Below are 12,338 nucleotides of genomic sequence, written 5' to 3'. Positions count from 1 at the left end.
GAAGACGATGTACCGTTACGACGAATTTGACCATGCCTTTGTCAGCGAGCGCGTCGAGCAGTTTCGCGATCAGGTGCAGCGCCGCCTTTCCGGCGAGCTCGCCGAGGACGCGTTCAAGCCGCTGCGCCTGATGAACGGCGTCTACCTGCAGCTCCACGCCTATATGCTGCGCATTGCCATTCCCTATGGCACGCTGAGCTCGCGCCAGCTGCGCATGCTCGCCCATATCGCCCGCACCTATGACCGCGGTTATGGCCATTTCACCACGCGCCAGAACCTGCAGTTCAACTGGCCGAAACTGTCGGACATTCCCGATGCGCTCGCTGACCTTGCGAGCGTCGAGATGCATGCGCTGCAGACGTCGGGCAACTGCATCAGAAACGTCACGGCCGATCACTTCGCCGGTGCTGCCGCCGATGAGTTCGCCGATCCGCGTCCTTACGCCGAGATCCTGCGCCAATGGTCGTCGGTCCATCCGGAATTCTCCTTCCTGCCGCGCAAGTTCAAGATCGCGGTCACCGGCGCCGAGCGCGACCGTGCCGCGATCCAGGTCCATGATATCGGCCTGCACGTGAAGAAGAACGACAAGGGCGAGATCGGCTTTGCCGTCTATGTCGGCGGCGGCCAGGGCCGTACGCCGATGATCGCCAAGCTGATCCGCGACTTCCTGCCTGAGGAAGACCTGCTTTCCTACACCACCGCGATCGTGCGCGTGTACAATCTGCACGGCCGCCGCGACAACAAGTACAAGGCCCGCATTAAGATCCTCGTGCACGAAACCGGGACCGAGGAACTGACACGCCAGGTGGAAGCCGAATTCGCCGCGCTCAAGGATAGCGAGCTCAAGCTGCCGGTCGCGGATGTCGATGCGATTTCCGCCTATTTCGCGCCGCCAGCTCTGCCCGAGCGCGCCGAAGGCTGGGAAAACCTCGCCCGCTGGAAGAAGGCCGATGCCGGCTTTGCCCGCTGGGTCCAGCAGAACGTGCAGCCGCACAAGAACCCCGATTACGGCATGGTGACAATCTCGCTGAAGCCGATTGGCGGCATTCCGGGCGACGCCTCCGATGCGCAGATGGATGCGATCGCCGATCTCGCCGAGGAGTATGGCTTCGACGAGATCCGCGTCAGCCATGAGCAGAACCTGATCCTGCCGCATGTGGCGCTGGCCGATCTCGAAGCCGTCTATCGCGGCCTCGTCGCCATTAATCTGGCCGAAGCCAATGCCGGTCTCATCACCGATATCATTGCCTGTCCGGGGCTGGATTACTGCGCGCTTGCCAATGCGCGCTCCATTCCCCTGGCGCAGGAAATCTCCCGCCGTTTCGGCAATGCCGAACGCCAGGCCGAAATCGGTGAGCTGAAGATCAAGATCTCCGGCTGCATCAATGCCTGCGGCCATCACCATGTCGGCCATATCGGCCTGCTCGGTGTGGAGAAGAAGGGCGCCGAACTCTACCAGATTACGCTCGGCGGCTCCGGCGACGAACATACTTCGATCGGCGAAATCATCGGCCGCGGCTTCGAGCCGGAGCGGGTGACGGACGCGATCGAGACGATCGTCGACACCTATCTCGGCCTGCGCCTGGATCATTCCGAAACCTTCCTCGCCGCCTATCGCCGCGTCGGACCGCAGCCTTTCAAGACCGCGCTCTACGGCTCGGCCGCCGAAGCGGCATAAGGAGGGGATGATGACGAAGATCTGGAGAGAAACCGGTTTTGTCGAAAACGATCCCTGGGTGATCGAAACCGACGAGGTGAAGGCGACCGAGGAGCAGAAGCCGCTGCTCAGTCTCGACGAACTGATCGCCAAGGCCGAGGAGAGCAACGATATCGGCCTCGGCGTGCTGATCAAGCCGGCCGACGACGTGCGCAAGCTGGAGCCTTATCTCTCTCGCCTCGAAATCGTGGCTGTGGCCTTTCCGGCTTTCAACGACGGCCGCGCTTTCAGCCATGCCTCGCTGCTGCGCCAGCGCTTGGGCTACACCAACGAACTGCGCGCCGTCGGCGACGTGCTGATCGACCAGGTCCCGCTGATGCTGCGCGTCGGCATCGACAGTTTTTCCGTCAGCAACGCCACGGCGCTGAAGCGGCTTGCCGAAAACCGTCTTCCCGCCATTCCCCATCATTATCAGCCGGCGGTGCGTGACGCCGAAGCCGGCAAGGGCTATAGTTGGCGCCGTCAGGCGAAGCCGGCCGCATAAAGCGGCCGGTCCGCCCTTTTACGATGGCGGAACAGTAGCATGAAGACATTCGAAGTGGCGGTGATCGGTGGCGGTCTCGCCGGCATGATCGCCGCAATCGCGCTTGCCCGCGGCGGCCGCGATGTGGCGCTGGTCGCCCCCGTCGCTCCAAAGGAGGACCGGCGTACAACGGCGCTGATGGACCAGTCGATCCGCCTCCTCGACCGGCTGGCGCTCTGGGAAAAGCTCCGCCCCGCGACCGCTCCTCTGACGAGCATGCGCATTATTGACGGTACCGACCGGCTGCTGCGTGCACCGACGACCACCTTTCGCGCGGCCGAGGTCGGCCTTAATGCCTTCGGCTATAATTTTCCCAACAAGGTGTTGATCGATATCCTCGAAGAGGCGGCGGCCGGCGAGGGCAATATCACCCGCTTCCCCGAAATGGCCGAATTGATCGAGATTACCAACGAGGCCGTCTCGATTACGCTTGCCAACGGCGAGACGCTTTCGGCCGATTTTGCCGTTGGCGCCGATGGCCGCGGCTCGAAGCTGCGCGAAACATCAGGCATCGGCGTTCGCAACTGGTCCTACCCGCAATCGGCCATGGTGCTGAATTTCGCCCATTCGCTGCCACATCAGAACATTTCCACGGAATTCCATACGAAGCACGGCCCCTTTACCCAGGTGCCGCTGCCCGGAAACCGCTCCAGCCTGGTCTGGGTGCAGGACCCCACCGAAGCGACTTCCCGCATCGAATTGCCGCTTGCTGAGCTCGGTGCGCTTGTCGAGGCACGCATGCAATCCATGCTCGGCAAGGTTGATGTCGAAGAGGGCGTCCAGGTCTGGCCGCTGTCTGGCATGATGGCGCATCGCTTCGGCAAGGGGCGGATCGCGCTGATCGGCGAGGCCGCCCATGTCTTCCCGCCGATCGGAGCGCAGGGGCTGAACCTCAGCCTGCGTGATGTCATGGCGCTGGCCGAAATCCTCTGCGACAGGGCGGAACTGCCGGTGCCGGCCGATGCTGGCGACAGCTTCGACCGCAGGCGCCGCGCCGACATCATGACGCGCACGGCAAGTGTCGACCTTCTCAACCGGTCGCTGCTCTCGGATTTCCTGCCCGTGCAGATGCTGCGCGCTGCCGGCCTGCATATCCTCTCGGCCATACCGCCGCTGCGGGGCATCGTCATGCGCGAGGGCATCGAGCCGGGCCGGGGCTTGCGTGATATTCCGGCCGCCCTACGGGAAAAGCTGAAGCGGAAGAAAGCCTGAGCGGATCACGATCAGCCAGAGCGAAACGCTCATCACCGAAAGTACCGTCGTGATCAGGATCGTCGCAGAGGCGCGCTCCTGCCAGACGCCATATTGCTGGCCGATGACGAAGACGTTGGTCGCCGTCGGCAGGCAGGCGAGCAGCACGGCGGCATGGATCCACACCGGCTCGAAACCGCCGACACCAGTCAGCGCGACGAAAACCAGGATCGGATGCAGGATCAGCTTCGCCGGCACGATATAGGAGATCTCCACCGGGACCCGCTTCAGCGGCCTGAGCGCCAACGTCACGCCCATGGCGAAGAGCGCACAAGGAGCGGCCGCCTGGGCGAGGTAGTCGACAAGGCGCTGAAACGCCGGCGGTTGGTCGATGTGCAAGGCGGCCACGGCAAAGCCCAGCGCTGTCGACAGGATAAAGGGATGAAGGGCGACCTTTCGCGCAATATCGACGGCAAGCGGGCCGGCTGACCTCTTGTCGTCACCGGCCGCTGCCATTAGCGCCGGCGCCACGATGAAATGTAGCGCATTCTCGAAGCAGATGATCAGCGCCACCGGCACGGCAGCCCCTTCGCCAAGCGCCGACAGCGCCAGGCCCGGTCCCATATAGCCGATATTGCCGTAAGCGCCGGCAAAGGACTGGATAGTGCAATCGGCGAGTGAATTGCCGCGCAGGATGCGGCCGATGGCGAACAGCAGGATGAAGACCGCATAGGTCGCCGCGATATCGGTGACGATGAAATCGACGCGCGTCAGCTGTTCGATCGGCGTGCGCGAGACGAGCTTGAAGAACAAGGCGGGCAGGGCGGCGTAGATGATGAAGGTGTTGAGCCATCCGAGCGCCTCGGCCGGCTGCTTGGTCGCCTTGGCGGCGATGTAACCGATCAGGATCAGGCCGAAGAACGGCAATAGCAGGCTGATGATATCGGCCAAGAGGTCTTCCAGTGCACGGGGATTACAGGCGGGGTAAGGATCTGACTTAAAACAATTCCAGCAAAAGTGCACAGCGGTTTTGCTGGAATTGGGTGAAAATGAGGCGCTAACCCGACAAGCGGTCAGTAGTCCCAGAAGGCCGGAACCCAGCGAAAGGCGTCGCCGTCGACCGCCACACGGCCGACGGACGGGAACGGCAGGTGCGTGGCCACCAACTGCTCGCCGGTCTCCGCCAGTTCCCGCAAAAGACGGACGCGAACGCGAGCCGCTTCCTCGGGGTCGTGTTCGAAGCCGTTGTACCAGTCGGGGTGTTCAAACCCGACCGCGAACACTGCGTCGCCGGCAAACATCAGCCGGTCCCCGCCAGACGCAAGGCGGATCACGCTGTGCCCGGGGGTGTGGCCGCCAGTCCGATGGACGACCACACCAGGCGCCACCTCATACTCCTCGTCGAACAGCCGCAGATGGCCGCTGTACTCTTTCGCGAACCGCTTGGCAGCCGCCCGAAGCGCGTCCGGGAACCCCGGCGGCATGGAAACGTGGGAGAAATCGGGCGCCTCCCAGAACTTGACCTCGGCGGCTGCGACGTGGATCCGCAGGTCCGGACGCAGCTGGTCCTTCACCCCGTCGACGAGCAGGCCGCCAATGTGGTCCATGTGCATGTGGGTCAGCACCACGTCGGTCACGGACGCAAGATCGATACCGGCGGCCTCCAGTCGCTTGATCAACTGCCCGGCCCGCGGCAAATGCAAGTCCGGGTCGATCCCCAGCCCTGCGTCGAGGAGTATGGTCTGCTTGCCGCTGCGCACCACGACCACGTTCAGCGCCCAGTCGAAGGCATCCTGCGGCAGGAACATGTCGCCCAGCCAGGCGGCCCGGGCGGCCGGGTCGGCGTTGTGGCCCAACATCGCGGTTGGGAGCGGTAGCACGCCATCGCTGACTACCAGCACGTCAATCTCGCCGATCCGCACCGCGTAGCGCGACGGAACCAACTCGTCGAGCCGAGGTTTGCCGGGGTGTGCGGTGTTTTCCAGGCCCATCTTTGTCTCAAGGTTCATGTTCATCTCCTTCTGACCGCCGCCTTAAACACGGCATCGACGACGCTACATGGAGGCGTGTTGGCGATCGATTGGGTCGAGGGATAAGGGCGAGTGGCCTCGATGGACAGGGCAAGCCATACCACGGCATAGGTCCGGCCTCTTTTACCGCCGGCGACGTGCCGATGAACGCGGCTGATCGAGCAATCGATCAGCGGCAGCGAATGCGACTAGCCGATCTGCATCAGGATCGGAAAGGTCTGCTGGAACCAGATCGCCACGTTGCTGACCCATCCGAACAGGAAGGCGAGGCCGGTGAGGACGAGGAAGACACCCATCACCTTTTCCACCGTGCCGAGATGGCGGCGGAAGCGCGACAGGAACCGCATGAAGGCGCCGGAAAAACCGGCGGCGATCCAGAAGGGAATCGCAAGGCCGAGCGAATAGATGGCAAGCAGCCCCGCGCCGGAGCCGACCGTCTCGCGCGAGGCGGCAACGCCGAGGATGGCGCCGAGCACCGGGCCGATGCAAGGCGTCCAGCCGAAGGCGAAGGCAAGGCCCATGACATAGGCGCCAGTCAGCGTCGCCGGCTTGCCGTTGCCCTGGAAGCGCGCCTCGCGGGCAAGCAGCCCGATTCGGAAGAGACCGAGAAAGTTCAGCCCCATGACGATGATGATGAGCCCGCCGATCTTGGACAAGAGGTCGAGATGCTGGCGGAGCGCCATGCCGATGCTGGAAGCGCCGGCGCCGAGCGCCACGAAGACGGTGGCAAAGCCGAGTGTGAACAGCAGCGCGGAGAAAAAAACGCCGCGCCTGATATCGGGTGCCACTGCAACCGCGCCGCCGCCGCGGAACTGCTCGACCGATATGCCGGCCATGTAGCAGAGATAGGGCGGGACGAGGGGAAGCACGCAGGGCGACAGAAAGGAAAGCGCCCCGGCAATCAGCGCGCTCCACAGGGAAATATCGGCAATCGACACGCATTCTCTCCGGCTGCATTCTGCGTCATGTTCCTAGCTTTCCAGGCCCGGGATTGCCAATCACCTTTTTGCGCTTGGCAGAAATGCGGCTTTGCGTCCGCAAGAAATGTGCCGAACGTTTGGAAAAGACAAATTTTTCGGTTGACCGCAATGGGTCGCCTGCCTATGTTCCGCCCACTTCCAGCCGGGGTGCATCACACCCGCGGAGAGGGAGAGCGTAGCTCAGCCGGTAGAGCAACTGACTTTTAATCAGTAGGTCTCGGGTTCGAACCCCGACGCTCTCACCATATGCCTCAATAGATAAGTTCGAAATCCTTGGTGGCCTGCGCCGTCGAGCCGACGCCGGCGTGGCCCGTTGCCGCGGGCCAAACGATGTCGGGCGTCTGCGTCCTTCAATAACTGCATGAGCGGGCATTGCTGGGTCTGAAGCCGCCCGCGCATGCCGGGTTTATCGAAGTATCGCGCTGATATTGAAAATCCTCATTGTCGTGCCTTGCGGGCGATGTGCAGGCAGAGGTGATTGTGGACGCACCGAGCAGCGCCCCGGCGGCTACCAACGTGAGAAAACGGTTCATGTGAGCCTCTCCTTGAAAGGGTGGTGCGAGACCATGGCATCGTAAGCCTACACGAAAACTTACGGCACGCGTTGATCACGCTCACTTGATCGGAAATGGCGGCGCGATCGATCAGTTCAGCTGACGACGCCTCCACCTCGAGTAAGGTTAAAACCATTTCAATACTATGATCGAGCTATTCTGTCGTTATGGAAGCGATTTCAGCAATGATGTGAGCCTGATGTAGCCAATTTTTTGTTGAATGAATCGCGTTTTTCCAGTACAGTTATAGCATAAAAAGTATTATAAATGGGAGGATACTATGTCAGAAGCTCGGTTTGATCCGGTTTTTCTTCATAGGAGACATTTCATCGATCAGATCACATGTCTGGACGAAATCTTCGATGTCTTGGACGAATGGCCGGAGGACAAACGAGGCTTGGCATATGATACGCTGTTGAAGGCGTGCAGGGATACGGCAAGCGGGCGTTTCCCGCTCAGCGCGGCGCGCGAAAATTTCCGGCGTTTTCTGAAGATGTCGGGCGTGCTCGAGGGCGGGCCCAAATTCGATCGGGTGCTCAGCGATCAAAATATCGGCAATGCATGAGGAAGGTGATTTCCGAGCCAGCTGATGGCCGTGCCGTCACGTGCGGCCCGGAACCACTTTCGCACAGTTCGCATTTCACGATTGCCGCATGACGATACGTGTTGGCGGTTATTGTCGGCGACCAACCCGGCGCCGGTCTCGACTAGACTTAGCCGAGACCGGCGCCGGTCCAGTCGCATTGGAAGGCCAGCATGGGCTTCGAAAATCCCTTGAGCCGACGGCGCGTCGCGTGGACAAATAGATCGGCGGCGCCGTATTCCCGGAAAATATTCTCCGAGACGAGGATCTGATCACCCGAGGCTGCCGCACAGAGACGCGCGGCAAGTTGTACGGTCGAGCCGAAGAGGTCGTTGCTGTCCTCGACCGGCTCGCCGCAGTCCAGTCCGATGCGGATATGGATGGGCTCGGCGTTTCCGCCGTTGTAATGCTTGAATTCCTTCTGAATCGCCATTGCGCATTCGACCGCGGCGGTCGTTTCGGCAAAGGCCGCCATGATCCCATCACCGGTGTGCTTCACTTCGCGGCCTGAATTATGGCTGAGGCATCGGCGCACCACGGCGTCATGCGCCCGAACGAGTTCGGTCGCCATGCGGTCGCCGAGGCGCGATGTCATCTCGGTCGAGCCGACAATGTCGGTAAAGAGGATTGCCCGATGGCCGGGATCCACTTGACCCGAGGGTTGGCCGGGTGCTGGCTCAGGATCGTGAATTCGGCCGAGAAAAGCCTCGACGGCCGATAAAGCGACCTCGACGATCTCGTTGGCGACGAAGCCGTGGGCCTCGCGATGCACGCACTGCGCGGTTTCCATATCTGGTGCATCCACGAGACAAAAAGCGGTGCCACGCCGCTGGTCGAACCAATAAGTGAGGAATTTGACGCCGTAGCGATCCTGAATATCGAGGTCCATGCGATGCGCCTGGGCAACCTCGGCAGCTGACGTTCCCTCAAGATAGTGCCGGTCCATGAAGATGGGCATCGCACGCTCCTCCCGATCCGCCGCATGTGGACGTGGCGCATTGTACGGTCTGAGCCCTGTTCCGTCCACATCTGGCACAGTCGAGCAATAATATTGAACTGTTGGAGATGCGTGCGGCAAGGAAATGGCGTCGAAGGGCTCTGGGAAGAGTTTCTCATGTTCCGATGAAATACATGCAGAATGCGACCTTGAGTGGGTCGATACGTGATTGATACGTGCGTTGCTGCAAGCTCTGGGTGAAATCCTGAATTTTAATCAACAAGCCTCTACAGGCCATGGAACCTTCAGCATGCTGAAGGCGTTCCACGCATCGCCCATGCTTTATCGCGTATCGAAGGCGAGGGCCCACAGGAACGGGAGTCATGTCTGCTGCTATCGCCGATCAAAACAAATCCCGCCAAACCTCGACGCTTCAACAGTGCTTCCCATCCGGCACGGAAATTGCAAAGATATTAACATGCTCACGGAAATTGGGAAAAGCTGTAGCAAAGTGAGACAGACGGCAAATTTTCGACCGGTCGGCTTGGCCTCCATAGGGCTCGCTCATTATGCCGTTATTAACTCTGTGTGGGATGCCGCGCGCACGCTCCTCCACGACTGGCCCGTCGACGATGGCGAGGAATATTTCGAAGCCGTAAAGGCGTGTCTCGATGCCATTATCGGCGATCTCCCGCCGGAGCACGTACGCGCCGTGTTCATCAGGGCGGCGCAAGAGGCCGGCATCGCCGTGATAGAAGCTGCGGGTTGAGTGCCCGGCCTATTCCCGGCGTCACGATCAAAATCTCCGGTTTGACGATCGAAGCCTACGGCTTTGTCTGCCGTTCTGAGCACAAGATCGTCGCAGCACTTGACTTCCTCGGCCAAAGTTTTAAATTAGAACAAAACAGGAACATTGGAGATGATCATGACGCATACGGAACAGGTGATCGCCAACGCCCTAGCCCTTGTCGAAGCGTCCCGCGCGGCGCGCGAGCGGGATCAGCTGCGGCGCGCTGCCTGGCAGAAAAAGGTCGAACTCAGCCGGCCGCTGCCGCCCTTGCCGCGCCCGGTTCAATTGCCGCTGGCGCTGAACTGATGCAGACGGCAAAGGCCCTGGAGCAAGCGTGGGAAGTCGAAGCAGTGCTTGCCTGGCATGACGACAATGCCAAGGCTGCGATACGCTCGCTGCTCGACGACTGTAAACATCTGCGCCAACAGCTGGCACTGGCGGAAAGCGCGATGAGCCGCGGCATGACCCGCGGGTGGACGCCGCGATATGAACGGGACGTTCTCTGAGCCACCGGCACGGTGGCGATGTCGACAGCAACTGACCGAGCACGGCGGCGTCCGGCTCGCTCAGCCAAACACCTTGGCGGCCGTGACCTCGACTTCCACGAGGAATTCGGGGCGGGTGAAGCCGCCGACGATGATCAGCGTCGAGGTCGGCTTCGGATCGAGCGTATAGCGATCTCGCACGGCCATATAGGCTGGGAAATCCTCACGCTTGGTCAAAAAACCGGAAATGCGGATGAGGTCGGCGAAACTCATTTCCGCCTCGGCCAGAATTGCCTTGATTGCTTCGAAGCAAAGCTCCGCCTGAGCGCTGATATCCTCGGGCACCGTGTCATCGAGACCGATGCCGAGCTGCCCCGAGGTCACGAGCAACGAGGCGCCCGCCGGCACCAGTAGCCCATGATTGTAATTTCCGAACGGGCGACGGACAGATGAGGGATTGATAATCGTCTTCATCGGCATTCCCTGCTTGAACGAGGATGCTTCGGCGGTCATTCCATCTGGTTCAATAACAGACAAATGCCGGTTGCGGTAAACGTCCTCAGAAACGCTCCATGGTGATCTTTACCTTCTCCAGAAACCGTGCCCGCGTTTCCTCAGTGCAATTGTTCATGTCGTAGTGTGCAAGGAAGGTCACGGGCCGCAGCGGATTGATCTGCGCTCTGAGCACGCGCTTGACGATCTTCTTTGGCGGGTTGCCGGCGACGAAGGCGCGGAACGGTGTTGCACCATAGGTCAGCACGGCGGCGAGCTTGCTGATATGGCGCAGTCGCGATTCCACCTTGCCGTCGACCAGTTCGAAGGAGACACCTGGAAGCCAGACGCGATCGAAATAACCCTTCAATATGGCCGGGAAACCGAAATTCCATATCGGCGTGACCAGCACCAGCCCTTCCGCCTGTTTCAGCCGTTCAACATAGGGTTTTACCAGTGCGGTATTGCCGGGGTAATCGTGGTAGGCGAGCCGGTCGTGCCTGGAGAGCACGGGATCGAAATTCTCCGCATAGAGGTCGCAGGCATCCACCTCGTGACCAGCCTTCTGCAAGCTTTCCAGCGTCTGTTTGTAGAGCGCCTTGCCGTAGCTTTCCTCGACCGGGTGCGAGTGCAGCACCAGAACCCTCATGAGGCCTCCATGACGCTCGCAAGACCGGGGAAGAGATAGTTCTTGCCGGCGTCGAAATCGAAATCGGGGTTCTCCCAGGCGATCATCTTGCCGGGGTTGAGCAGCCCCTTCGGGTCGGTCTCGTGCTTGAAGGCGAGCTGCACCTTGTCGGTGCGCTTCATGCCGCCTTCCTCAAGCGTATAGCGGTGTGGATTGAAGATCGGGCAGCCGTGGTCCTGATGGATCCTGATGATCTCCTCGAGACGTTCCTCTGTGGTATAGCGCACCAGCGGCAAGCCGGAGCACTGGATCTGCCCGTCGAACTTGATGAATTCGAGATGGCCCGGCACCTCGTCGCCGAAGATCTCCACCATCTTGGCAACCTTCGCCACATGATCCGGCCCCGGATACTGAACCTGCAGATAGGTGAAGCCGGGATCGACCTTCAGCGCGCGCAGCGTCGTGTGGTTCCAGGCAAGTTCGTAAGCATGCGGGATGCCCTTCATGCTCTCGACCATGTCGGAACGGAAGATGACCTCGCCTTTGTGGGCCGAGGTGAAGGCGAGGAAGGCATCCATCGAATGCGGCGCGATCATCAGTACCACCACCGACTGACCCTTGCGGATATAAGGCTTGTGGCGGGTGAAATATTCATGCGGGATCGGGGCCGCGATCGGAGCGATCTCCTTGAGGAGGATGCCGTTGCACTTGGCGAGCGCGTCCGAGAAACGCACCGAGGCCATGAAATCGTCATAGCCGACGAGCACGTCGACCCAGTCATAGGCAGGAGCGAGCGGCATCTCGATTTCGGTGATGATGCCGTTGGTGCCATAGGCATGGCTGACTTTCTGGAGATCCCAGCCAGTGAGATCGAGCACACGCGGCTCGGCCTCCATGGTGACGACGCGCAGCCGCAGGATATTGCCGATATCGCGCAGGCCGCCCCAGGTGATCGAGCCGACACCGCCGGAGCCGCCGGCGATAAAGCCACCGACAGTCGCCGTCTGCGCCGTCGAGGGATGGAAGCGCAGCTCCTGGCCAGAATGCGCCTTGGTCTGCTTGTCGAGCTGGGCAAGCACGATGCCCGGTTCGCAGATCACCCGACCGGGATGGACCGCCTTGATCTTGTCCATGGCGGCAAGATTCAGCACGATGCCACCGGAAAGCGGCATGGCCTGGCCGTAATTGCCGGTGCCGGCGCCGCGCGGCGTGACCGGTACGCCATGGGCGAAGGCGACCTTCAGCGTCCGGATGACTTCTTCCTCGTTTTTCGGCGTGACGACGAGATCGGCCGTCACATTATCGAGCTGCGCCTTCAGGACCGGCGAATACCAGTAGAAATCCCGGCTCTTCTGGCGCACCAGCGCCGGATTGTCCTCGATGGCGATGCCTTCGAGTTCCTTCTTGATCGTCTGATAATCCGGCATG

15 protein-coding genes and 1 tRNA gene are annotated in these 12,338 nt (G+C 61.0%); 8 read left to right on the top strand and 8 right to left on the bottom strand.

Features of this window, described 5'->3' with window-relative positions:
• Positions 1–7: 7 nt before the first annotated feature.
• Genes EFD55_RS09805 through EFD55_RS09795 form a run of 3 tightly spaced genes read left to right on the top strand, consistent with a single transcriptional unit; the run spans position 8 to position 3,452 of the window.
• Positions 8–1,678 carry a nitrite/sulfite reductase gene (locus EFD55_RS09805; RefSeq protein ID WP_125844732.1) on the top strand — a complete coding sequence of 557 codons (1,671 nt, stop codon included), beginning with the start codon at positions 8–10 and terminating at the stop codon, positions 1,676–1,678.
• A 10-nt stretch (positions 1,679–1,688) separates the two neighbouring features.
• Positions 1,689–2,201, top strand: coding sequence for a DUF934 domain-containing protein (locus EFD55_RS09800; protein ID WP_125844730.1), 513 nt, complete (start codon positions 1,689–1,691; stop codon positions 2,199–2,201).
• 39 nt (positions 2,202–2,240) lie between these two features.
• Positions 2,241–3,452, top strand: coding sequence for a UbiH/UbiF family hydroxylase (locus tag EFD55_RS09795; protein WP_125844728.1), 1,212 nt, complete (start codon positions 2,241–2,243; stop codon positions 3,450–3,452).
• Here the strand turns inward: EFD55_RS09795 and EFD55_RS09790 are convergent.
• From EFD55_RS09790 to EFD55_RS09780, 3 genes are all read right to left on the bottom strand, one after another.
• Complete coding sequence (locus tag EFD55_RS09790; protein ID WP_125844726.1) at positions 3,420–4,382, bottom strand: AEC family transporter; 963 nt, start codon at positions 4,380–4,382, stop codon at positions 3,420–3,422. The two genes, EFD55_RS09795 and EFD55_RS09790, sit on opposite strands and share 33 nt — an antisense overlap.
• Before the next feature lie 122 nt (positions 4,383–4,504).
• Complete coding sequence (locus EFD55_RS09785) at positions 4,505–5,440, bottom strand: MBL fold metallo-hydrolase (protein WP_165504806.1); 936 nt, start codon at positions 5,438–5,440, stop codon at positions 4,505–4,507.
• Between the two features lie 209 nt (positions 5,441–5,649).
• The gene (locus EFD55_RS09780; protein ID WP_125844724.1) at positions 5,650–6,399 is read right to left on the bottom strand and encodes a cytochrome c biogenesis CcdA family protein; all 750 of its coding nucleotides are present in this window, start codon (positions 6,397–6,399) and stop codon (positions 5,650–5,652) included.
• 211 nt (positions 6,400–6,610) lie between these two features.
• On the opposite strand from EFD55_RS09780, the gene EFD55_RS09775 reads away from it, so the two are divergent.
• Positions 6,611–6,686, top strand: a tRNA-Lys gene (locus EFD55_RS09775).
• A 105-nt stretch (positions 6,687–6,791) separates the two neighbouring features.
• On the opposite strand, the gene EFD55_RS09770 is transcribed toward EFD55_RS09775, so the two are convergent.
• On the bottom strand, positions 6,792–6,974 hold the full coding sequence (locus EFD55_RS09770; protein ID WP_125844722.1) for a hypothetical protein: 183 nt from the start codon (positions 6,972–6,974) through the stop codon (positions 6,792–6,794).
• Between the two features lie 301 nt (positions 6,975–7,275).
• Here EFD55_RS09770 and EFD55_RS09765 point away from each other — a divergent pair, with 301 nt between their 5' ends.
• Positions 7,276–7,560 carry a DUF982 domain-containing protein gene (locus EFD55_RS09765; protein ID WP_125844720.1) on the top strand — a complete coding sequence of 95 codons (285 nt, stop codon included), beginning with the start codon at positions 7,276–7,278 and terminating at the stop codon, positions 7,558–7,560.
• 148 nt (positions 7,561–7,708) lie between these two features.
• On the opposite strand, the gene EFD55_RS09760 is transcribed toward EFD55_RS09765, so the two are convergent.
• On the bottom strand, positions 7,709–8,536 hold the full coding sequence (locus EFD55_RS09760; RefSeq protein ID WP_125844718.1) for a nickel-binding protein: 828 nt from the start codon (positions 8,534–8,536) through the stop codon (positions 7,709–7,711).
• Between the two features lie 490 nt (positions 8,537–9,026).
• On the opposite strand from EFD55_RS09760, the gene EFD55_RS09755 reads away from it, so the two are divergent.
• The 3 genes from EFD55_RS09755 (at position 9,027) to EFD55_RS09745 (ending at position 9,811) form a co-directional block, all read left to right on the top strand.
• A complete protein-coding gene (locus EFD55_RS09755; protein WP_125845090.1) occupies positions 9,027–9,284 on the top strand; it encodes a DUF982 domain-containing protein in 258 nt (85 codons plus the stop codon).
• A gap of 156 nt (positions 9,285–9,440) precedes the next feature.
• Positions 9,441–9,611, top strand: coding sequence for a hypothetical protein (locus tag EFD55_RS09750; RefSeq protein WP_164735986.1), 171 nt, complete (start codon positions 9,441–9,443; stop codon positions 9,609–9,611).
• Entirely contained in the window at positions 9,611–9,811 is a 201-nt protein-coding gene (locus EFD55_RS09745) for a hypothetical protein (RefSeq protein WP_125844716.1), read from the top strand. The genes EFD55_RS09750 and EFD55_RS09745 overlap by 1 nt, the downstream gene beginning before the upstream one ends.
• Positions 9,812–9,871: 60 nt before the next feature.
• Here EFD55_RS09745 and EFD55_RS09740 read toward each other — a convergent pair whose 3' ends face one another.
• The 3 genes from EFD55_RS09740 to EFD55_RS09730 form a co-directional block, all read right to left on the bottom strand.
• Positions 9,872–10,264, bottom strand: a complete 393-nt coding sequence (locus EFD55_RS09740; protein WP_125844714.1) for a RidA family protein — start codon at positions 10,262–10,264, stop codon at positions 9,872–9,874.
• Positions 10,265–10,349: 85 nt separating this feature from the next.
• Entirely contained in the window at positions 10,350–10,931 is a 582-nt protein-coding gene (locus EFD55_RS09735; protein ID WP_125844712.1) for an NAD(P)H-dependent oxidoreductase, read from the bottom strand.
• A complete protein-coding gene (locus EFD55_RS09730) occupies positions 10,928–12,337 on the bottom strand; it encodes an FAD-binding oxidoreductase (RefSeq protein WP_125844710.1) in 1,410 nt (469 codons plus the stop codon). The genes EFD55_RS09735 and EFD55_RS09730 overlap by 4 nt, the downstream gene beginning before the upstream one ends.
• Position 12,338 lies beyond the last annotated feature (1 nt).

Origin of the sequence: Rhizobium pisi (assembly GCF_003938655.1) — a bacterium.
In the GTDB taxonomy this organism is placed as follows: Bacteria; Pseudomonadota; Alphaproteobacteria; order Rhizobiales; family Rhizobiaceae; genus Rhizobium; species Rhizobium pisi.
The sequence above is the reverse complement of the archived record's forward strand: the minus strand, read 5'-3'. Positions and strand labels throughout refer to the sequence as shown.

Bases quoted from the DNA above. Each gene is read 5' to 3' on its own strand.
- EFD55_RS09730 (WP_125844710.1), bottom strand. From the start codon at position 12,337: ATGCCGGATTATCAGACGATCAAGAAGGAACTCGAAGGCATCGCCATC.
- EFD55_RS09745 (WP_125844716.1), top strand. From the start codon at position 9,611: ATGCAGACGGCAAAGGCCCTGGAGCAAGCGTGGGAAGTCGAAGCAGTG.
- EFD55_RS09800 (WP_125844730.1), top strand. From the start codon at position 1,689: ATGACGAAGATCTGGAGAGAAACCGGTTTTGTCGAAAACGATCCCTGG.
- EFD55_RS09795 (WP_125844728.1), top strand. From the start codon at position 2,241: ATGAAGACATTCGAAGTGGCGGTGATCGGTGGCGGTCTCGCCGGCATG.
- EFD55_RS09765 (WP_125844720.1), top strand. From the start codon at position 7,276: ATGTCAGAAGCTCGGTTTGATCCGGTTTTTCTTCATAGGAGACATTTC.
- EFD55_RS09760 (WP_125844718.1), bottom strand. From the start codon at position 8,536: ATGCCCATCTTCATGGACCGGCACTATCTTGAGGGAACGTCAGCTGCC.
- EFD55_RS09805 (WP_125844732.1), top strand. From the start codon at position 8: ATGTACCGTTACGACGAATTTGACCATGCCTTTGTCAGCGAGCGCGTC.
- EFD55_RS09750 (WP_164735986.1), top strand. From the start codon at position 9,441: ATGACGCATACGGAACAGGTGATCGCCAACGCCCTAGCCCTTGTCGAA.
- EFD55_RS09735 (WP_125844712.1), bottom strand. From the start codon at position 10,931: ATGAGGGTTCTGGTGCTGCACTCGCACCCGGTCGAGGAAAGCTACGGC.
- EFD55_RS09785 (WP_165504806.1), bottom strand. From the start codon at position 5,440: ATGAACCTTGAGACAAAGATGGGCCTGGAAAACACCGCACACCCCGGC.
- EFD55_RS09770 (WP_125844722.1), bottom strand. From the start codon at position 6,974: ATGAACCGTTTTCTCACGTTGGTAGCCGCCGGGGCGCTGCTCGGTGCG.
- EFD55_RS09740 (WP_125844714.1), bottom strand. From the start codon at position 10,264: ATGAAGACGATTATCAATCCCTCATCTGTCCGTCGCCCGTTCGGAAAT.